We start from the raw sequence: 20,135 nt of genomic DNA, 5'->3' as shown, positions 1-20,135 counted from the left end.
ATGCAGTTTAATTTAGATAAAAGGTGAATAGTATGAACGATCGAAAACAGCACGTCATAAATAAAGCCCACCAATTATTTATTGATAAAGGCTTTCAAGCGACGTCTATTCAAGACATTCTAGAGTATAGCGGGATTTCTAAAGGAACTTTTTATAATTATTTTTCATCCAAAAGTGAATTACTGATGGCCATTTTCAAATCCTTACGAAAAGATATTGATAATCAAGTGAATGAATTATTAATTGGACAAAATCGTTCGGATATTGGGATATTTATCAAACAAATTGAACTTCAGATGAAGGCTAATCGCAAATATAAATTAATGGCTTTGTTTGAGGAAGTATTTGTATCGAATGATGAAGCTTTAAAGGAATTTATGAAAGCTGGACATTTATTGCATCTCCGCTGGGTTTTCCAACGGTTTCTGGATATTTTCGGAGAAGAGAAAAAGCCATATTTATTAGATTGTTCCATTATGTTTTTGGGAATTTTACATCTCAATCTTAAATATCACTTTCAAATGAATGAATCGAGGATTAATGTTCCGAAGGTGGTCCGATACAGCGTGGAGCGTATCGTCAAAATAGTTGAGGAGGTTTCCAAAGCTGATGAACAGCTTATAGATCCAAAAATATTGGAAAAATGGCTGCCGGGAAGTATGAAAACAGCACATGCAATTCATGAGAAAATCTATCATACCATTTTGGGATTAAAAAAAGCAGTAATGAATCATAGCGAACATGCTAAATTCACAGAATTGCTGGACTTTATCCAAAATGAAATCACCCAAGCAAAAGAACCGCGCAAATTTCTCATCCAAAGTGCACTGCTATCATTAAGCACTCATCAGGACCCTTGCTGGCAAAAAGGAATTGCCAAACTTGAGGAACTTATTAACGGTTTATAAACAGTTTATAATGTTTTGGGTGTCAGGCACCAAAAAGAAAACACAACAAAAGAATAGTAGAAAGCCCTTAGCAATCTACTATTCTTTGATTAGTTTTTTCTCCAATAAATCAACGAGTTGATACATGATGGTGGCGAAGATGGCGATGACGAGCAGGGAGAGAAATACAAGGGTGAAGTTGAATACTTGAAAGCCATAGATGATCATGTAACCCAGGCCTTTGGTTGATACAAGGAATTCGCCGACGATAACTCCGACCCAAGATAGTCCGACATTTACTTTTAATGTAGAAATGATGGTTGGGAAGCTTGCCGGCATTATGGCTTCTTTGAAACATTGATATCGTGTGGCTCCAAAGGTTTGCAGTACTTTTAAATAGTTTGGGTCCACTTCCCGGAACGATGTATAGACGACAATGGCTGTGATAATAACGGAGATGATTACACCATTGGCAATGATCGAGGTGTAGCCTGGACTTAAAGCAACGATGATCACCGGCCCTAAAGCAACCTTTGGCATCGCATTAAAAATAGTGAGATAAGGGTCCAGTATTTTAGATACAAAAGGTGACCACCAAAGAATGGCGGCAATAATGACCCCAAGAAGTGTGCTGACAATAAAACTGACGACTGTTTCTATTAAGGTAGCATCCAAATTCGTCAATAAGGAGCCGTCTTGAATTTTTTCGATTAATAGGTTCCAAATTCTAGACGGAGAACTGAAAATGAGCGGGTCAATCCATTGCATCCGGCTTAAAAATTCCCAGCTTGAAAAAATTAGCAGTAAGATAATCAACTGATAAAATCTGACCCATCGTTTTTCTAGTTTTATGGAACGAATATATTGTTTATGGAGGAGTTCTACCTTATTCTTTTCAATGTTCAAGGGACTCCAACTCCTTCCATATGGTTTGGAAAATGTCAGTATATGCTTCATGGTTTCTGGCTTCAAATGGTGAAAGCTTCCGTAACTCTTTAGGCACCGAAAAAATTTTGTGAATCCTACCTGGGTGAGAGGAGAATAAATATATTCTGTCACTCATGGCGATTGCTTCACCGATATCATGGGTCACGAGAATGGCTGTTTTTCCTAAGTTATCTAATGTTCTGGAAACCAAATCTTCAAGCTTTAGTTTTGTTTGGTAGTCCAGAGCGGAAAACGGTTCATCCAGCATCAGCAGTTTAGGTTCTGTTGCCAGTGTGCGTGCCAAAGCCACTCGCTGCCTCATCCCGCCTGATAATTGCTTTGGCAGCTGTTTTTCTACCCCGCTTAAGCCAATTTGGCCTAACAAACCAAGAGCGGCCGCTTTTGTTTCTTCTGTCAGCTGTTTCGATAGCTTTAAGCCAATCAGCACATTTTCTTCGATCGTCTTCCATGGAAACAAATAATCCTGTTGCAGCATATAGCCAATCTCACTTTGTGATGTAGATACCGGTTTGTTTTCCAATAGAACCGTTCCTTGGGTAGGCTTTAATAAGCTGGAAATAATCGTGAGCAGAGTTGTTTTGCCACAGCCGCTAGGGCCAAGAAAGGAGATAAATTCTCCTTCTTCTACTGTAAGTGAAATATTGGAGAGAGCCGTGACTGCCGAATCTTTCGTAAAATAAGTATGATGGACATCTTGAACAGTCAAGAAACTCATGAAAACGGCCTCCCTTCCTAACTATTTTTTAATAATTTTTTCAGCAATCGCTGTATTTACAAGTGTTTTATAATCTACTTGCTTCGGAAGACTTCCTGCTTCTTTCATAATGTTTTGCAGGTTATTCCATTCGTCCGCATCTAGAATTGGATTGGTTGCATAGGAGCCTTGGCTCTTGTAGCGGTCAATCACAGTTTTCATTATTTCAAAATCAGTATCAGGAAAATAAGATTTTACGGCATTGGCAATTTCTTCTGAATTATGTGTTTGTACCCATTGCTGCGCCTTGTAAATTGCTGCTGTAAATTTTTCAATAGTAGCTTTATTTTTGCTAATATAGCTTTGTCTGGCCATAAAGCTTGTATATGGAACATGGCCGGATTCCTTGCCAAAGGAAGCAACAATATAACCTTTTCCTTGCTTCTCAAAAATGCTGGCGGTAGGCTCGAATAATTGAACAAAATCGCCGGTTCCGGAAGCAAATGCATTGTAAAACAAAATGCACCTATTTTTATTGGGCTGTGTTAAGGGTCATTTTTGATTTTATGACCATGTTGATTGGAGTGGAAGCCGTGAGACTCCTGCGGGAGCGTCGAGGAGTAAATGAGTATGTGAAGAGATGTACTTAAGCTAACGTGCAGGTGCTTTGCAGATGCAGGCACGGCTGGAAACCTTTTTGATCGGTTATGTGAATTTATCCAACAGGCGCTGTGATTTTTTTTAGACACAAAAAAATTTTCAGAAAAGCCTTTTGAGTAGCCTCACGATAAAACACTATAAAAGTACCAATCATAGCAGAGCAATTCGCATAAGAATAAGCTCTGCTTTTTACTGATAAAACAAGTTTTTCATGAATAATCATTTTCTTATTAACGATATAGACCAAAGGATTTTGATGCTCTGAATAGAAGATGGTATCATTATTTAAGGGGAATTATGGTTTGAGGAGGAAAATGAATGAACGATTCCGTCAATATTTTAAGAGACGAAAGAGTGGACTGCTTTTCAGTCCTAACAAATATTAGGATTAAGGATTATTTAGAATTAGTTCAAACCGCTTATAAAAGTAAAGGCGGGATTGAGGGGCAAAGACAGGCATTAAAAACAAAATCAGCTATAAGAATTAGACAACGAATGAGGAATGATATAGTTAAAGGTACAATTCTACCTCCAATTGTAATAGGAATTGTTTTGGATAAGGAGACTTATGAAAAAGTAGATTCAATGCAATCGGACAAAGGTGCTATACTTGATATATTAAATAATGTCTCAAAAGAAAGTTTATCGATTATTGATGGTATGCAAAGAACAACAGCTATTGTAGATGCAATGACAGATAATAAAAACTTAGGTGATAAGGAAATAAGGGTTGAATACTGGTTATCCACTAATACAAATAGCTTATTGTATCGAATGCTAATACTTAATTCGGGTCAGGTACCATGGAACATAAGAAGGCAGATAGAGATATTATACAATTCGTTGATAAATGAAATCCGAAGCAAGGTAGAAAATATCCATTTGATTGAGATTGATGAAAATGGAAATAGATCTGCTCCTGGAACCTTTCAAGCTGATAAGATAATAGAACTTTTTCTTGTTTTTGGAGCGAGAAAATACAAAATAGATACAAAAGAAGCATTAGCAGATGAATTTACAAAACTTGATTTCATTGAAGCAACTTCCGACAGAGATTTTAGCGATATCTTTTTTGAATTGCTGTCTAGAATGTGTCTATTTGATGAGTATATTTTCAACTATAAACCTGAAATTGACAACTCTGATGACGACGATTATACAGACGACAATTCTAAGGTTACAGGTAAGTTTATTAAAGGAAAAGATCTATTTGGAAGTCATACAGCTAGAATTGGCTTTATGACTGCATTTTCTATTGAGATATTTGGTCTCCCAGGTGATGAGAGAAGTGTAGAGGAACAACATGAAAGATGTAATAAAGTTTTGAATAAAATGGATGAATTTTTAGCGAAAATTAAAGATTATGATAACGATCGTCTCGAAGCGTTTCTAGATTTTATGACTCTTAACGAAAGAATCAATAAGGTTGTTTCAAAGGTAGGAGATTTTGAGAGAGAGTTTTTCACTAACGCATTTAGATTATTAATTAAAGAAGAATTTACTTTCACTAACCTCTCTCCTTGTTGGAGGTCATAATCAAATGCCTGCTCGTTTTAGAAATAGAGATGAAATGAATCGTTTGATTTTTAACCTGCTCATAAATTTTGTAAGTGATTTAGGAAGAAGTATACCTTCGGCATCAAGATGGATAGAACTTACTGAACAAGAAAAAGTCGATTGTGTTAAAATCAAAATAGAAGAAATTTTACCTATAGCTCCCGGGGTTATTGCTGCCTATTTTAAACTAAATGAAAGAAAATATTTTCTCATTACTGGACCTGATGAAATTAATGTAAATTTTGATGAAGGATTATATCTAAAAGAAATAGAAATCTCAGCCCCCATATTTTTACGATTAGTTTGTGAATTAGGACTTCCTGTTAAAAGACAAAGTTCTAAAACTAAAATTTATGACGAAGTGCTATTTCAACATGAGGTAGAGGAATACCCCGGACATAAGTTTGTGGATTTAATTCCTTACTTTCATAACATTCTTATTTTTGAATTTGATCTTGAAAGTGCATATATAAATCATAGATTAGGAAATCTTGTTGGATACCTGCTTGCGAATAATAAAGACTTGCTGCCGTTAAATTTTCCTGAAGTCATATTAAATCAATACTCTAACCTATTTGTTCAGAATTTTAGTACGATTAACTACAATATTTTAACTAAAAGCTTAAATTCAGTTCATTGGAGAGATGTATTTATTGAAATTTATAGGTGTATTGAAGCGGTATTCCATTCATTCTCTCTTCAATCACTTCATAATAGTTTTAAGAGCTCCCTTTCTATTAATGATTTTGCAAAATTATTAGAAAAGGAGTTAAAAAAAAGACCTACTGAAGAAGAATCGCTAATTACCATTTTCAATGGTATTGATAATGGTACAGTAAGTTTAATCGAATCTATAAAACCAAGTAGTTTTAGCGATTCAAAGAATGCAGTATGGTTTTATAATATTAGAAATAATATCGTTCATTCTCGTCCTATACACGAAGAGGTTAATTTTGAAGATGAAGTTTGGGAGACATTAATATTAGGTAGTCTCCAAATAGTAGAGCAAAGTCATAAAGCTTGTGTTTAAATGCAATTATAAAAAATAATAAAAGCTGAATTTTACCCCAAAAAATGAATAGAGGACGCGTGCACTTAGTGCGCTTCGTGATTTCCCAGTCGTGTATGTACCTGGGATGTAGCAGCCACTTCTGTGGCATTATTAAAAAGGAGCAGTGATTAATTATGGCAGACTTCAAAGATATTCCATTCTTAATGGAGGATACTAGACCACCTGCGGAGGTGCTTCCTATACCTAAAGGCGTTTCAATTCCTGTATCAGTGCAAGCTACTGCATTCCAAGAACGAAAGACATTGGTACCTACTAAGTGTGATGTATGCGGGAAAGAGGAAGTGCATATTCAGTGTAAATCTGGAATATCTACTGTTTGGACATTTGCATATTGCACTGAATGTGCAAATAAGGGAGCAGAACCTTATGGAGTGTTGGTTGCCTACAATGGTTCTCAATTCAGTCATAACGTTCAAGAATGGGATAAGCCCACCACGCAGTTGCATTATCATCATTCACATTTAGTTCAAACGTCTTGTGAAGTGGCTAAGAAATCCATTAGTGATTTCATTAGTGATGTGCGTAAATGGATTATTTCTGAGGAAGCTGAAATGATTGAGTATGGACACAAGGATGAAGTCTATCACACAGTTCAGGATAACCCTGAACAGGTTTTTACTTTTGCTGAACTTGCGGGAGTGTTCCAAAAGTGCATTGACCCACGGTATAATGAAATGGTTGCTGTAAAGTACGATAACACCATGGTTCTCTTGGTGGATTACAAGGGCAACAGTCATTTATTCCAACGCCGCGGTGATAATAAGTTCACATATTTCAACCGTGTGGAGTTTGTTCCAGAAGGAGATCTGCGTTTAAATAAATAAGGTAGACTCCAGACTCCGGCTAAAATGGGGGAGTAGGGCACAAGTTACTGCAAGCTCGTATAGAGTTTGGTATCACGAATAAATGCACGATAAAACTTAATTATGTAAATGCAATTAATCATTGATCAATGGAATCGATATCCGGGTACCCAGCAGAAATTTTATTGTAAAAAGAAGAAATGAGTAGAAGTAGAGCGAAGTAGTGTTTTAGCTACTTCGTTTTGTTATGACCACCATTTAAAATTAAGCTAACAATATTATATAAAGATTACGATAAAGATTAGGCGGGAAAAGCAGTGAGTTTTAAAAAAACGCACTGCTTTTTCTATTTTAAGGTTTATTGTTTATATTATTCATAACCGTGTTTTTGCCTATGTTCCTTTAAGAATAGTGGCGAAGGTAAATATTCTATAGGTTCTCTGAAGGTAAGATTCTTATGTATTCCCTGACTATCAAAATCAAAATTTGTTGAGTAAAGAACTTGAAAATCATCAGTAAAAGATATAAAGCCATTTTCAAAAAGCGCATCATGAATTTTGCATAATAAAATACAATTATGAGAATCCACTCTTTCTACTTGAGTGGATTCTGCCCAAGGCTTGATATGACTAGTAATAAGCAAATTTGGATGCGAAATTTTACATAAGGCACAATTTGACTGATAATTTTTCAATATTTTTTTTCGAAGTTTATATTGCCCTTGGCGAGTTTTGATTTGTCTAAAAATGTCTTTTCCATCGTTTTCGTTCATCGTGATATTAGGCGATACAGTTTGAGCTGTGCTACCTAGATGCAATTCTTCTAAATCGTTATCATCAAATTCAATTAATTTCTCTTTTAATTTTTTTATTGTCAAAGTGGGGAATTTTGCTTTATGACGTGCATCAAAGCCGTAAAAATGATTAACGGACCAAGCCTGCCAACCATCTTCTTCATTAAGAATATCAACTGCTTTTTCAATATTCCGATTACTAGTTCCTTTATTCAAAAATTCATAAAGTACTCTTGCCCGGATTTCAATAGGGAGATTTCTAACAAATTTAATCCTTCTTTGATCAAGGGTAGCCAATTTTTTCACCATCCAAATGAAAAATAAATAATTTGTATATTTTCAATAATAACTTAAGTAGTAAAAAATGAGAATAATTCAGTAAATGGTTTATATTTTTTGAAACTGTTTGCTCGAAATAAGGAGGAGAAATGGGGTATCGGCTGATTGCGCTTATTTTATTGTTATCTATGGGAGCAATCACAAAATATTAATTTTTGAGGATTCTGTTTCATTTGGTTATAAGTACGAATACAAAAAACTCCTTGGAAGTAGATCGGTGCGGGTATACCAGTTATCTGTGCGTTTGACTCTGTACTCATAATAGTTAACCAAAGGATGGAAGTTAAAGTTGACACAATGGTAAAATTTGGTATTATATAAGTGTAAGAAAAATATACTTTAGTTTTGTATAGGATTACCTTTGTGAAACTGATTTCAACTAGTTACAGGTGGGCAATTAAAATAAATCTGATAACCATTAACTAAGTAGTGCCCACTTAAAATGAATATGGATAACGATTCTAATTGGCGCGGATGCTGAATTGATTTTTTTGAATGTACCGATTGAGCTTCCTTCATCAATGATCGTTATTGGTGTTGTCAGTCATTATGATGAAAGCCAGTCACAAGAATAAAAATTATAAAAGAGTGAAAATTTGTAGAAAAAGAGTAATAAAAAATAATAGGGATATAGAATTCTTAATCAATCAGAAAAAGAAAATGGAAATCTTAGAAGATTGATAATCTGGCATAACCTGTTGGATTGAATTCGAAGCTTGTAGTTTGCTTTTAAAATTTCTGTATTTTTGAATCGCTTGAACTTTGAATCCTTGCGGACACCTTCGTGTTACGCCACGCCTTAAGCAAGCAAATATGTTTTTAGAGGATTCATGGTAATGAGTCAAAAATGCAAACAACTAAACATCGTAGATACACGGATTTTTTACGAACCTAAAAAATCGCGTGCTTTTTGCATGCCATTTTTTGTTTTTTACAATCACTGCGAAGCGAGATGATTGCGGTAGTCTTACGCGCTGTAGGCACAAGGCTACGAGGTCTTCAAGCCTCTCAATATGGAATTGGGCGCACTCTTTTTGCCCAATTCATATTGAGAGGCTGTTAGCGAAATTATTTGATGAAAAAATGAACTTTCAGGCTCCCGATCGATGCAACGGATTGACCCGTTGCGCCCATCCGGCATTGACATTCTTTTCCTTGATTTTTCCACAATTTTTGAAAAAGAGAGGTTATAATTTATAGGAATGTTTGTTCGCATATATTAGGGGGTGTTGTTATGGAAACAACAATGATACGTGCAAATACACGCCGGGGAATATATAACAAACGAGATGAAGATGGGAATCTGAAAATACAAAGTTGGGCGAAGCTGAAAATCCGGGATGAAGATGGTTGGGATGATGAGATGAGACATAAATATTTCAATCTCAATACTGCTTCTAAACGTATTATTTCAGATAATGATTTTACAGATTTGGGAAAACGTGCAGTAGCTGGATATGATAGAAAAACCAATGCCAAAAAGGGTGGAGCAAATAATCATGCGGATGGAATTTGGAGTTTAAACAAAATGAAAGGTGTTCGTTCCGTCAGTGATGATTTAATTCGGTTTATCATCATGGAAGAAAAAAAGCGGAGAGATGCCGGGGAAACTTCGATTAGAGAAATTCAGGGACTTGCGCATATTAATCATCATCATGTTACTACTTTTCTCAAATGGAAAAAAGATAATGGTTGCACCAATTCAACTTTAAGCAGATATCTTGGGGATTTAAAAAAATGGCGTGAGTGTACGGTTAAAGTAGGTATTAATAGCCACATTAGCAATCTAATCAAACCAAAAATACATAAAGGAATTGTTGGAGAAAAGAAAAAAGAAGATTTCGTTCGAAACATGGGGGAAACAGATGGCAAGCGTGGTTATACACTGGAACAAGCGGAGCAGATCATCGCAAATTTAGAAGATAAACAACAAGCTCAGGTTGCTTCCGCTGTACTTACGTATGTAGGATTGCGTGAAGAAACACTCTTTAGTGTCACCTGGGGTATGGTTTTAGATTTTAAAGGCAAAGTAAATCCATTTTTTGAGCTTTTAGAAGATGGTTTAATGAAAAATAACCGTCATCAATTGGCGATGGTGCTCCAAACGGAAAAATATCTTCAAAAATTATGGAATTCCGGAGAGTTTAGACGAACAGATAAGATTTTCGGCGATGATTTCTCGGAGCATACATTGAAAAATGCACTATCGGAAGCTGCTGCAAAATCAGGGATTGATTGGAAAGGATATCATGCTTTCCGCCCGGCTGCGATGGAAAATTTAGATACAAGAATCATTCCGGAAATGAGCCGTGAAGAAGTGGTAGATAATTTGCTGAAGCTTGCGGATATTATTCTTAAAGATAAACATGGAAATAAATATAAACCACATAATCCATTGATTCCGTTAATGAAACCGAAATTTATTCCCAAAACCGATTCGAACGGAAACGTCGTTTATAAAAAAGATGGTTCTCCGGTGATGAAGGTGTATCGTGAAGAAAGAACCGGCAAGAACGGTAAAAAATATTGGGTAACGCCTAAATATAAGGTTTTAGGAAATGATGGCAAACCTGTCATTGTTCCGAAGTACGATAGAGAAGAATTGATGCACCGTAACATAAATTGGCTGCGCAATAGCTTAGCTTCTGAGCAAATGTCTCATAACCGCTCGGATGCTAATGGACCATATCGCTTTTTAAACAGGAAAAAACAATATTAAAATATTGTTTTTTCCTGTTTTACAACAATCCATTTTTCTTGGAAAGAATGGTTAGGAATATACCCGTGTTAACTCTCATTCCCGAATCAAGTAAAATAAAAACGGGAGAGGTAAAAAATGTAAAATTGGAATGTGACATTACTGGGTTATAAAAAAGCTGAATATTTTTCCACCGGACGGATCAATTATGAAATTGATGCCAGTTTTCATTTTGAAGAAAACGATGCAGAAGTTACGCTCCATTTTACAAATGACACGGGCGAATCTTGTTTTTCATCGTTGACTGAACTTTAATGAAGATTATAAATATATGGAAAAAAGAAATCGAAGATGAAATCATTGATTTAGCCCTTTCAGATGAACGCATTAACGAAGAGTTCACAAGTCGCTTAAAAAAATTGTAGAGGTTAGAATGCAAAAGGCATTTCAAAGATGGAGATTACTTTGGTTCCCGAAAAAACAACCGATGAATGATAATAAAAACGCATAAAAACGCGAGCCATTATATAAAGGCTCGTATTTTTATGTTAATTGAGATTTGGAGAGTTATAAAAAAGTTAGTTAAGGTATTTTTCTTCAAAATCCATAATCTCATCGGAATCAAATGCAGAAAAGGATTTCAAAAAGCTCACTAAAGTGCCAAAGGTTCTCTCGGATAGCTTCTTTTCCATCTTGTATTCAAGTTTTTCATTTAATTCCAATGTGTAAATATGCAAAGTAAAAGTATCATCTTTGCTGAGGGTCCTTTCGGTTGACTATAAATCCTTAAAAATCCAACATTTCCAAAAACTCATTATCAGAAGGCGTTAATAGCTTTGGGCAAAGGATCCAACCTTTGGAAGCTTAACAATTCAGAGAGGACCTTACTAAAAAGATGGTCATAGTCATGAAATAAGCTTGAAAGTATGATAAACGAAATTCTTGAAACTGTGAAAGAAAATCAATTTTGAGAGATCATCATAAAAAAGGTCCAAAATCCAATCAAGATTTTGATACCAATCTATCTAATACATAAGAAAAGAATTAAAAAAGATAGCTTCCGCTATCTTCGTGTACGCATTATCATCGAAGGACCACATCATGAGTAATTCACTTGCCAAACTTCCGATACCTCATCCATTGCAACCGTTATCCATTTTAAAGGGAGAAGGGAAGCCAAGACACTATTCGTGTAGAATTAGTCAATTTCAGCGAACAGAATATTCTAAATAATCTTGTTTTTATTTGTTTATAAAAGGTATTACATTAAAAATAACAAATTCTGCTGCTGATTTTGAAGTTAAAAAGCAAAATTCTCCCAGAGTTTCAACCGTTATTGTAATGCTTTTATCTTGATGGAAATAGAAAAATATTCCTCCCCAATCAAAACCGTAGTCTTTTTCTTCGGCATCAACATGATTTTGCAATCTTTCTGCCAAATCTTTTATTTCATCTTCTAAAAGGGTGTTAAAATTCATTTCTTTATTCTCCTCTTCCGGAAATAATTTCAGTTTTAAGTAAAATGATTTTTGATTTGTATTTATTGATTTGTGATTTAATTATATAAATTAATGGTATATATGTCAATGGTTTGTATAGTTGGTTTGATTAAAGAATGGTATTAAAAAAACACGGTTTTGGACCAGATCCCAGATACGGGAGGATATGGTCATTGGTAAGTAGATACACTTATAATTTTTCGTATAGGTAATTTTTGCTACAAATGATAAAATGAAGTAGTCAATCCACAAAGTGACAAAGTTGAGGAAAATGAAGAAGTATAGGAGTCTTTTGTTTATGGCACTGTTCCTATTATTCATTGGAAGTAGTTTAACAGAAGCAGAGTTAGTAAGTGCTAAGCAATTAAAAAGATGGCTCTACTCGAGAAGAGAGAGTGCTGACATTATCCAGTCCAATCGCCTCGGTTGCATAATTAAAACAATCGTTAGTTTTAAAGTTTGCAATACATTAATCGTGCCTCTAATTGAGAATGTGAAACAATCTAAACAAAAATAGACGCTACGCGTCCTTATAATATTCAGAAGAATACAATACATAAAAAAAGCGTTAATGGTCAAAATTAAAGCTTAAATAATAGTAATCTTTTTTAGCTCTGATAGTAAACTTTTTTAACTCTGAATAATAAACTTTTTAAGCCTCTAATAGTAAACATAATTAGCCTAATCATTTTTTTGTAAAGGCTGATTTGGTAAACATTGTTATTTTTTAGATTTTTTAAAATAATGCTATATAATATATAATACACAAAAGACACATATAGTGAAGGAATGAAGCATCTAATGAAAACAATGTATATTGCTCAATTACCTATAGAGATTCAAAAGGAAATCTTAAAGAAATTGAACGATTTGGGATTAAGCAAAAATGACATAAAAAATGCAATGGATAGTCGCTTATGTGACTTAGAAGATACTATCGACATCACTCCGTATTACAAATAACAAATGCCCCAATCATTAGTAGGACCTATAAAAAGTAATTTCAAAATACCATTCAATGGCATCAAACTCTAAAAGACTTTGGATTAATATAATTCCAAGGTTTTTTTTGTTTCAAAGAGAAACAATCTATACGAAAACAGCCTTTGGAAAAAAAAAGCAGTCAAAGACCGCTAAATATTTATCAAAATAAATTATACAATTCAGCTTGTCCTGCAATCCTCTTATTTTTATCTTTAACGGATTGTTTATTTAACTCAAATTGCTTTCGTATTTTATCAGTGTAATCAATGTCTTCAAAAATTATATCCTTTTTGAATACCAAATCAGGATGTAAATATAAAGCCATCACTCCATAGGTTTTCCATTCTCCAATGATTCCAGCTTTATTTAACACATTAACCTTTGCTTTTACATTAGAATAAGCCATTTCAAGAGTTACTGCTAACTCTTCTCGCGTGAAAAATTCTAGCTTTGTAAGGTCCGTTTCGTTTGGATTTTTGCATAATACATACTGATCATAATGAAAATACGGTGCAATTTCTAAAAGAAAGCCTTTTTCTGCCGGAGACAAACCTTTTGTTAAAGATTTAAAATGTTTTAAATAGAACTTTACGTATTGAGCATTTTCTGTTCTTCCTTTTGCAAAGAATTTTGGATTTATTTCATAAATAGTTTCTTCAATTCTTCCTTCATGTTTTGTATCTTTACCTCTTTTTTTTCCATATTTATCGTTTTCTTCGCGAGTCACCCAAAGAAAGTCTTTACTTTCAAGTTTTTTTATAATTTTTGATGCGCCCATCTTTGATAATTCCACACCTTTGTGTATTCCAAAAATTTTGCACATATCATTAAAGTTAGCTGCTTTTAAGGAATTGATATCACTCATAATCAGGTACCCGTTTTTTGGTCCTTTTTTAAAGCTAATTCGAACAGCTAGCTCGAGTACATGACCTGAGTCGTTACCTGAAACTAATCCTTTAAAATCTTCGCTGATCATTTCTTTCACAAAATCTTTCCCTCTGGTTTGAGTGGATCTTAATTTTTTCTTTTCTGCTTCCGCATCTTCTTCTTTTTTTCTTTTTGCCGCTTCTAACTGCTCTTTTGTTAGGACAATATCACCTTCACGTAATGTTTTTAAATAAGTGCCTTTTGAATCAAATAATACTTGCCCTTTGCGATTAACTTTTCCCATTAATTTTTACCTCCCATTTTTTAAAAGTGGAGGTTAATTCAATTAAAGTCCTCGAAAAAATTTACACTGATTGTTTGTCCGTAATATAAACCTCCATTCGCTCCTTATCGAAGCTTTTTTTATTTCATTAAATTTGTTTGAAAACCTTTATTAAATTATTTGCCGGCAAATCGAAAAAAGAGTTGCGGTTATTTTAATTGGCTTTGAGTCTTTTATTGCCGGGGTACAATTTGTAAGTCTGAATAAAAAGGATTTTATTAATAACAATGGAATAAATTTATAACGCCCGTTGGAACGAACGTAAAAATAACTATTGTTAGGAGAGGATTATATGAGTAAAAAAATTACAGTTTCAGAGAAAGTTTACGAAGAATTGCTTCAAATTAAAATGAGCTTTAAAGAAGAACGTCAACCTTACATAGATGGTGGTTATCCCCAAGTTGAATTGGATAATATAGTACCCCGCGCCACTTTCGATAGTGTCATTTACCACCTTATCTCCGAATTGGAAAGTGTGAAGCACAAGTTTGAAAATATCCATTGCATCAACTGCTGTAGCTGCGATATTTGCATGGATGCAAGAGAAGCACAGATAGAATGGGAGGCGGAACAAAGATGGTTAGAAAGGCATCCGGAGGAATAAAAAATAAAAAAGCTTTTGCCTATTTCCGAAAATCAATTGAAAGAGAAGCGGATAAATCGATTGAAGGTCAAAGAGAAGTGGTTCAACGTTACGCCAAGGAAAATAATATTGAAATGGTTGCCGAATTCGAAGAAGTGGCTTCTTCAGCAACCATTGAAAGAGAACAGCTGGAAGCGATGCTGGAAGCGCTCAAAAAACATAAGGATATAGACTACATATTACTGCACCGCTTCGACCGGATAACAAGGGAGATTCTACATATGGGTTACATTATGACACTTTTGAACCGCACTAAGACAAGGTTACATTCCGTTACGGAAGATAATGATTATGAAAATGACCCAACAAAAATTATGATGATTATCATGAAAACATACGGATCAACTATTGAAAGAATGGCGATTGTAGAACGGATGCAAGAAGGGAGAAGAAGAAAGCAGCAAAAGGGGGGGTTCCTCGGTGGTACACCGCCGGTAGGATACAAATCGATTATCGGTACTGGAAAACTGGCTATTGAACCAAGCGAAGTTCCAATTATTGAAACAGTTTTTCTTCTAAAAGAAGAAGGGCTTTCGATGGATAAAATAGCAGAGGAATTGAATAAAAAAGGCTTTGTAACAAGAAAAAATAAACAATTTCATGCCACAACCGTTCAGCGTATTTTAAAATATAAAATTTGGTACGAAGGAAAAGGAGAGGCACCGGCAATTATAAAGTAAATGTTTTTATAAAAAATGGGCTTGGTGATTTTTGCTGTGAAATTTCCCCTTTATGTAACTCATATAAGTTTATGAAATTAATTTATCCATTAATCTGTAAATAAAAAAGCGCCTTGTCGTATACGGGTTCTGTTTTGAAGTACAAAACTTAAAATAGTTGGGGAAATAACAAGTTAAATCTCATAAAAAAACATCGAAATTAGCATGATGTTTTTTGTGTATTTATTCTTAATTCTTGTTTAACTAAATCTACCCGTTACTTTAAGTGCAATTCTTCGCAAACTTAATCACAAAATAAAAACTCCCTTTGAAGGGAGTAATTTTTTGTCTTATCCATTAAAAAGGCAATTAAATTTCCACAGACGTAGCGAAAGTCCTTGGAATTGGAGAAAATAAATATTATTTGCTATTTTATACTTTTTGAATCTCTTGGAAAATAAAATATGGATCAAAGTAGATATCCTGACCATCTTTAAGAATTGTGGGCGTCTTTTTAACAAGTTTATAGCCATAGTATTCTGGAAAATCACTGGTTATTGCATATAAGATTGTACAATTGGGTATTTTTAATCCGGCTTCTTCGAGCCATTTGCAATAGTAAGCCACTTCGGGATAGTCATTTGAAAAAAAATCCGGCAGATTTAATTTGCATATTGATTCATAGTGATTACGGTAGAGCTGACTCAGAGTAAATAGACCGTTAGGATTAACGGTTTTACCTACCGGAACCACAATAGAAAGAATATCGTTCTGTGTCAATTTATCAAAAGAATCAAGCGATGTGTGGTAAACTTCATTCCACAATTTTATCGTATCACTTTCATCACAGTTACATTCCAAAACGTCTAATAAGTCTGTTTTAGCGATATGAAATGCAGTTGGTGAAGTGACAAGAGATTGTTCGGAGGATTCCCTAGCTGATCTACGACTTGCTCTAACGCTCTCACTTTGTCCGTAAACATCATAAAGTCTAAATTGATGTGTAGACAAATATAATAGCGGTCCCTTTAATCCTTCAAATAAGCTGTTTGCCAAAGGGATTTTAATTGTATAAGAGTTCTGATTTTTGTTCCAGTAATCTAGATTATTGTGAACCCAGTCTTGTATATGGATATAGTGTGCTTCATCATGTCCATTCTCTCTTACAGATACGACTACAAAGATAACCGGTTCAATACAGCTTAAATAATAATTAATATAGTCCCTTTCAAGACTAAAATGAATATTATTGCCAATCACTTTCAAAGATTCGGTCGCCTTTACTTGAATTCTTATCTGTTTATCAAGCTCTGGGCTTTCTATACTTCGTTGGGCAATTAGGTCTATCCCATAATCAGAATGTTGCCTTTCAGAAACAATCCATTTTTTTGATTTGACCAACTGATAAGTGACGAAACATTCGCCAATATCACCGGTAATGTGTGTATCTACTCTATTTGGCATACGTGTATTCTCCCCTCAATTAAAATTCAGTGTCCTACTATATTTTACTAAAACAATTATATATGAGATATTTTTTTTGTGCTTACGTCCATACAGAACTAGGAGAAATACACAGCTAAGTTCTCTTTTTCTTTGAATGTAAAACCTTATGTAATGATTGACAGTATCCTGCCAGTTAGTTTAGGTACATTTTTTCACGAATACCATAAGAACTGAAAGGCAGCGAAAAAGGAATATTAATTTTCACCGTTACAGAAAAATTCTGTAACACAACTTTTTTAGGTGCGATTTATCATACCAAAAGGTTGTTTATTTAATAAAGAATCCTTTAATAACAACAAAAAAAAGGGCAACCAAATCGTAGCGAGATTTGACGTCCTTTTTCTAAAGATTTTTTATGTTTTGTACTCAAAAACAGTACCCAATATTTGTCGTATGACGTTTAAAATTTACTCCATTTTTTATCATTTAAAATAAAATCTAGTCTTCTTGAACGAATGGTGCTTTTTATTAATTCTCTAACCTCATTCTCGCGTGGATAGATATATTGATAATGGCTATAAATGATCTGTAAATCCTCCTCATCTTTTATGTTAAACCATTTGTCTGTGATTGCGATAAATGTAAAAATCGGTCCATCTGATGCCAGTACCATACCGCTTAAAAAATATTCTCCGTTGACTCTTTCTTTACAAGTTTTAATTTCAATTTTGATTTTCATATTTTTATTATTTCCTAAATTTTGAAAAAATATGTATCTAAAAAACGTTTATATTCTATGGAAAATCCCTTTAGTGAAACTTCAAACTATTAAATACTGGAATATATAAAAAAACGCCTTTCAGCGTTTTAAAAAAAGTTGAGACGAAAGTGCAATCAGAATAATGGCGGAAATGGCGGATATTAGCTAATCATTTGTCCATCACTAAATCCATTTTGATTATCCCATTCGATTATTTCTGGAATAACATTTTTCAGTTCTTCTGTATTAACAACGATAAATTTAGATAAACTTTTGCCAAATGAAATGGTGTCATATTTCAATTGATCTTTTTGTATAAAATCGATAACTCTAGTTGCATGTGGTATCCAAACCCATCTTTGAAGCTCTCCACCATTTACAACTACCAGAAGAAAATGCATTGCATTGAAATGAAAAAACTCTGATGGATATCCATAATCATTTAACAAACGGATGGGGATATTCCCATAATATTGCCTAATTGTGCGCTCTTGAACAGTGTAGTGAGAGTAAGTGTTTATTCCTTCGAACGAGATTTTGACTCCAATTTTTGTATCAATGCCCATGCCACCATCCAAGTTCTTTTTTCTTTCCTTTGCCTTGATTGACTCTAATTTTTTCCTCTCTTTTTCGAGATCATTATCAGTTTCAGTTATAGGAATTAACCCATAAGTTGAACTCCCGATATTTTCAACGGTAATATTAGGACCAAAAATTGCTGGGTATATTATTTCTTGCGCTTTTATATGTCCGATTTCTGAAAGAAGCATTTTTTCACCCTTTTTCCGGTATTTTAATTCCATTCCTAACATATGATTGTTCAAAATTTTTATGCGAAGGATCTGTATAGGTAATAAAACTAAATTATTTGGAAATAATAATATTATGACAATATATAGTGAAATAATCAGATATAGTCAAAACAAAAATGACATGTATATTATTAACGGAATCGTCTTTTCACAGGATTTTCTTGCAACATGGGTAGTCAAAACCAATGCTTACTTTGAAATGCTAGGAGATTATTTACAAATTCGCGGTCAATTTGGTGATTACTCCTGTGCAGATATAGAAGAAACATGGGAAGTTATTAAAAAGGACATCCGTATAAACCGACTTAAAATGCTTTTTGGGGATAAAATTGAAAATACAAATAAACTTCCCAAGGGTTTTATTAGTATGTGGTTTAAAAATAAAATTTAAATAGATAAATTATTGCACAAGAAATTAAAAATTTTCATTAATCATTCGCCTAAAGGCGCTTTTTTTTTTGTTCCCAACATTATTTTGTTAGCAAGAATATATTGGAAAACATAAAAAAGAAATCCTCAGGTGATTGGCTTGTAAATACAAGAATTAATGGTGAACCAAATGAGTATATTAGGACTGTTTTGTCATAATCTGTCGATAAATTAGTAAAATCACCCTTGGATAATTGACGTTTTGCAGGAAAAAGGATCGTGTTTATAGAAATCTATCACTATTCCAAAATTAGGAGAGTGATAGATGTGCCAAGGTATTCCGAACTGGAAAATAAGATTATCCGGATTATTCAAAATGATGGTCAATTTGTCTACGCGGGAGAGGGCTATTCAGTTTTAAAGGTCGGAAAGCCCCGCCCACAAGGTTCAGGTGAGTGCAAAACTGATGTATACATATTAGGCGATTCAAATGGCTTTCAAAGGGAGTTTAAAATCTCTGTAAAATCGAGAAGAACTAATGAGTTCCAAGAAAACAAAGTAAACGCTGAAAGGGCAGAAAGTTTCTTTGGCGAAAATTATGAAGATATTATCGAGCGCACAACAAGAAGCATCAGCAGCAAATTCAGAGAACAACCGCTTCTATTTGCAAGCGGCAAACATCCCACAAAACCAAATTCTGTGACAATGGGATGGAAGCTTGAGATTGCAGATAAGCCTAGAAGATTAAGCGCGCCGCTTCATTTATCGGACCAAGAGGCAAGGGATTTCATATATAAGGGCATTAACCTTCCAGATAATAAGAGAAATTCTGTTTTGGATGGGGAAGTCATTTATGATTCTGGCGTTGCTGAATACATGCTTTATGCAGAAGTAGATGAAATATGCACAACGTCCGATATTTTTGACAATATCCAATTGATTGATGATGTGGAATTTGAACCTTTATATCTCATTTTTACAGCTAACAATTACCGCACTGTAGAAAATAGTACGGATGGCGCAAGACCACTTGCCGTTCGTGTGCACTATAATGTAATAAGAGGTAGACTATCCCATTCCTTAGCCTTTAACAATCCTTTAGCCCTTACTGGGAAAGATCTGGTGCCAGAAGTAAGACAAGCATTCTCTCAACTGGGTGTTTTACATCCAAGCGAACTGCATCTTGATCAGATTGAAGTCCCATCCATTTTATTGCCATAATAATTCATGACCGTTCTTTTCCGGACGGTCTTTTTCTATGAAAATGGGTTCTATTTCATATTGAAAAAAAACATGTAAAAA

20 protein-coding genes and 1 pseudogene are annotated in these 20,135 nt (G+C 34.2%); 11 read left to right on the top strand and 10 right to left on the bottom strand.

Translation table 11 applies throughout. The features are described from left to right. Positions 1-32: 32 nt before the first annotated feature. Positions 33-908: a TetR/AcrR family transcriptional regulator gene (locus HPT25_RS01720; RefSeq protein ID WP_173059111.1), complete on the top strand. Its 876-nt coding sequence runs from the start codon at positions 33-35 to the stop codon at positions 906-908. A 78-nt stretch (positions 909-986) separates the two neighbouring features. On the opposite strand, the gene HPT25_RS01715 is transcribed toward HPT25_RS01720, so the two are convergent. The 4 genes and pseudogenes from HPT25_RS01715 to HPT25_RS28230 form a co-directional block, all read right to left on the bottom strand. Next, positions 987-1,793: an ABC transporter permease gene (locus HPT25_RS01715; protein ID WP_173059108.1), complete on the bottom strand. Its 807-nt coding sequence runs from the start codon at positions 1,791-1,793 to the stop codon at positions 987-989. Further along, on the bottom strand, positions 1,783-2,550 hold the full coding sequence (locus tag HPT25_RS01710; protein WP_173059105.1) for an ABC transporter ATP-binding protein: 768 nt from the start codon (positions 2,548-2,550) through the stop codon (positions 1,783-1,785). The genes HPT25_RS01715 and HPT25_RS01710 overlap by 11 nt, the downstream gene beginning before the upstream one ends. 21 nt (positions 2,551-2,571) lie before the next feature. Further along, positions 2,572-3,039: pseudogene (locus HPT25_RS01705) on the bottom strand (ABC transporter substrate-binding protein); the annotation flags it as partial. A 205-nt stretch (positions 3,040-3,244) separates the two neighbouring features. Continuing rightward, a complete protein-coding gene (locus HPT25_RS28230; protein WP_217269602.1) occupies positions 3,245-3,412 on the bottom strand; it encodes a hypothetical protein in 168 nt (55 codons plus the stop codon). A 95-nt stretch (positions 3,413-3,507) separates the two neighbouring features. Between HPT25_RS28230 and HPT25_RS01700 the strand changes: the two genes are divergently transcribed. From HPT25_RS01700 to HPT25_RS01690, 3 genes are all read left to right on the top strand, one after another. Beyond that, positions 3,508-4,725, top strand: coding sequence for a hypothetical protein (locus HPT25_RS01700; protein WP_173059102.1), 1,218 nt, complete (start codon positions 3,508-3,510; stop codon positions 4,723-4,725). A gap of 4 nt (positions 4,726-4,729) precedes the next feature. Further along, entirely contained in the window at positions 4,730-5,776 is a 1,047-nt protein-coding gene (locus HPT25_RS01695) for a hypothetical protein (protein WP_173059099.1), read from the top strand. A gap of 155 nt (positions 5,777-5,931) precedes the next feature. Further along, positions 5,932-6,642: a hypothetical protein gene (locus tag HPT25_RS01690; RefSeq protein ID WP_173059095.1), complete on the top strand. Its 711-nt coding sequence runs from the start codon at positions 5,932-5,934 to the stop codon at positions 6,640-6,642. Positions 6,643-6,991: 349 nt separating this feature from the next. Here HPT25_RS01690 and HPT25_RS01685 read toward each other — a convergent pair whose 3' ends face one another. Continuing rightward, on the bottom strand, positions 6,992-7,723 hold the full coding sequence (locus HPT25_RS01685) for an HNH endonuclease (protein WP_217269601.1): 732 nt from the start codon (positions 7,721-7,723) through the stop codon (positions 6,992-6,994). Positions 7,724-8,987: 1,264 nt separating this feature from the next. Between HPT25_RS01685 and HPT25_RS01680 the strand changes: the two genes are divergently transcribed. After that, positions 8,988-10,472 carry a hypothetical protein gene (locus HPT25_RS01680; protein ID WP_173059089.1) on the top strand — a complete coding sequence of 495 codons (1,485 nt, stop codon included), beginning with the start codon at positions 8,988-8,990 and terminating at the stop codon, positions 10,470-10,472. Between the two features lie 1,220 nt (positions 10,473-11,692). On the opposite strand, the gene HPT25_RS01675 is transcribed toward HPT25_RS01680, so the two are convergent. Further along, a complete protein-coding gene (locus HPT25_RS01675) occupies positions 11,693-11,929 on the bottom strand; it encodes a hypothetical protein (RefSeq protein ID WP_173059086.1) in 237 nt (78 codons plus the stop codon). 319 nt (positions 11,930-12,248) lie between these two features. Between HPT25_RS01675 and HPT25_RS01670 the strand changes: the two genes are divergently transcribed. Further along, a complete protein-coding gene (locus HPT25_RS01670) occupies positions 12,249-12,467 on the top strand; it encodes a hypothetical protein (RefSeq protein WP_173059083.1) in 219 nt (72 codons plus the stop codon). Between the two features lie 284 nt (positions 12,468-12,751). Further along, a complete protein-coding gene (locus HPT25_RS28225; protein ID WP_217269600.1) occupies positions 12,752-12,913 on the top strand; it encodes a hypothetical protein in 162 nt (53 codons plus the stop codon). A gap of 181 nt (positions 12,914-13,094) precedes the next feature. Here HPT25_RS28225 and HPT25_RS01665 read toward each other — a convergent pair whose 3' ends face one another. After that, a complete protein-coding gene (locus tag HPT25_RS01665) occupies positions 13,095-14,105 on the bottom strand; it encodes a hypothetical protein (RefSeq protein WP_173059081.1) in 1,011 nt (336 codons plus the stop codon). 331 nt (positions 14,106-14,436) lie between these two features. On the opposite strand from HPT25_RS01665, the gene HPT25_RS01660 reads away from it, so the two are divergent. Both HPT25_RS01660 and HPT25_RS01655 read left to right on the top strand, forming a co-directional pair. Beyond that, positions 14,437-14,748 carry a hypothetical protein gene (locus tag HPT25_RS01660; protein ID WP_173059078.1) on the top strand — a complete coding sequence of 104 codons (312 nt, stop codon included), beginning with the start codon at positions 14,437-14,439 and terminating at the stop codon, positions 14,746-14,748. After that, positions 14,721-15,467, top strand: coding sequence for a recombinase family protein (locus tag HPT25_RS01655; RefSeq protein ID WP_173059075.1), 747 nt, complete (start codon positions 14,721-14,723; stop codon positions 15,465-15,467). The genes HPT25_RS01660 and HPT25_RS01655 overlap by 28 nt, the downstream gene beginning before the upstream one ends. Positions 15,468-15,878: 411 nt before the next feature. On the opposite strand, the gene HPT25_RS01650 is transcribed toward HPT25_RS01655, so the two are convergent. The 3 genes from HPT25_RS01650 to HPT25_RS01640 form a co-directional block, all read right to left on the bottom strand. Next, the gene (locus HPT25_RS01650; protein WP_173059072.1) at positions 15,879-16,910 is read right to left on the bottom strand and encodes a DUF4365 domain-containing protein; all 1,032 of its coding nucleotides are present in this window, start codon (positions 16,908-16,910) and stop codon (positions 15,879-15,881) included. Positions 16,911-17,352: 442 nt separating this feature from the next. Further along, a complete protein-coding gene (locus HPT25_RS01645) occupies positions 17,353-17,631 on the bottom strand; it encodes a hypothetical protein (protein ID WP_173059070.1) in 279 nt (92 codons plus the stop codon). A 182-nt stretch (positions 17,632-17,813) separates the two neighbouring features. Continuing rightward, positions 17,814-18,464, bottom strand: coding sequence for a hypothetical protein (locus tag HPT25_RS01640; protein WP_217269599.1), 651 nt, complete (start codon positions 18,462-18,464; stop codon positions 17,814-17,816). A gap of 4 nt (positions 18,465-18,468) precedes the next feature. Between HPT25_RS01640 and HPT25_RS01635 the strand changes: the two genes are divergently transcribed. Together HPT25_RS01635 and HPT25_RS01630 are read left to right on the top strand one after the other, a co-directional pair. Then, complete coding sequence (locus HPT25_RS01635; protein ID WP_217269598.1) at positions 18,469-18,855, top strand: hypothetical protein; 387 nt, start codon at positions 18,469-18,471, stop codon at positions 18,853-18,855. Between the two features lie 305 nt (positions 18,856-19,160). Beyond that, entirely contained in the window at positions 19,161-20,054 is an 894-nt protein-coding gene (locus HPT25_RS01630; RefSeq protein WP_173059067.1) for a hypothetical protein, read from the top strand. Positions 20,055-20,135: the final 81 nt, after the last annotated feature.

Source organism: Neobacillus endophyticus (assembly GCF_013248975.1).
In the GTDB taxonomy this organism is placed as follows: Bacteria; Bacillota; Bacilli; order Bacillales; family Cytobacillaceae; genus Neobacillus; species Neobacillus endophyticus.
The sequence above is the reverse complement of the archived record's forward strand: the minus strand, read 5'-3'. Positions and strand labels throughout refer to the sequence as shown.

Bases quoted from the DNA above. Each gene is read 5' to 3' on its own strand.
- HPT25_RS01720 (WP_173059111.1), top strand. From the start codon at position 33: ATGAACGATCGAAAACAGCACGTCATAAATAAAGCCCACCAATTATTT.
- HPT25_RS01710 (WP_173059105.1), bottom strand. From the start codon at position 2,550: ATGAGTTTCTTGACTGTTCAAGATGTCCATCATACTTATTTTACGAAA.
- HPT25_RS28230 (WP_217269602.1), bottom strand. From the start codon at position 3,412: ATGATTATTCATGAAAAACTTGTTTTATCAGTAAAAAGCAGAGCTTAT.
- HPT25_RS01700 (WP_173059102.1), top strand. From the start codon at position 3,508: ATGAACGATTCCGTCAATATTTTAAGAGACGAAAGAGTGGACTGCTTT.
- HPT25_RS01695 (WP_173059099.1), top strand. From the start codon at position 4,730: ATGCCTGCTCGTTTTAGAAATAGAGATGAAATGAATCGTTTGATTTTT.
- HPT25_RS01690 (WP_173059095.1), top strand. From the start codon at position 5,932: ATGGCAGACTTCAAAGATATTCCATTCTTAATGGAGGATACTAGACCA.
- HPT25_RS01685 (WP_217269601.1), bottom strand. From the start codon at position 7,723: ATGGTGAAAAAATTGGCTACCCTTGATCAAAGAAGGATTAAATTTGTT.
- HPT25_RS01680 (WP_173059089.1), top strand. From the start codon at position 8,988: ATGGAAACAACAATGATACGTGCAAATACACGCCGGGGAATATATAAC.
- HPT25_RS01675 (WP_173059086.1), bottom strand. From the start codon at position 11,929: ATGAATTTTAACACCCTTTTAGAAGATGAAATAAAAGATTTGGCAGAA.
- HPT25_RS01670 (WP_173059083.1), top strand. From the start codon at position 12,249: ATGGCACTGTTCCTATTATTCATTGGAAGTAGTTTAACAGAAGCAGAG.
- HPT25_RS28225 (WP_217269600.1), top strand. From the start codon at position 12,752: ATGAAAACAATGTATATTGCTCAATTACCTATAGAGATTCAAAAGGAA.
- HPT25_RS01665 (WP_173059081.1), bottom strand. From the start codon at position 14,105: ATGGGAAAAGTTAATCGCAAAGGGCAAGTATTATTTGATTCAAAAGGC.
- HPT25_RS01660 (WP_173059078.1), top strand. From the start codon at position 14,437: ATGAGTAAAAAAATTACAGTTTCAGAGAAAGTTTACGAAGAATTGCTT.
- HPT25_RS01655 (WP_173059075.1), top strand. From the start codon at position 14,721: ATGGTTAGAAAGGCATCCGGAGGAATAAAAAATAAAAAAGCTTTTGCC.
- HPT25_RS01650 (WP_173059072.1), bottom strand. From the start codon at position 16,910: ATGCCAAATAGAGTAGATACACACATTACCGGTGATATTGGCGAATGT.
- HPT25_RS01645 (WP_173059070.1), bottom strand. From the start codon at position 17,631: ATGAAAATCAAAATTGAAATTAAAACTTGTAAAGAAAGAGTCAACGGA.
- HPT25_RS01640 (WP_217269599.1), bottom strand. From the start codon at position 18,464: ATGTTAGGAATGGAATTAAAATACCGGAAAAAGGGTGAAAAAATGCTT.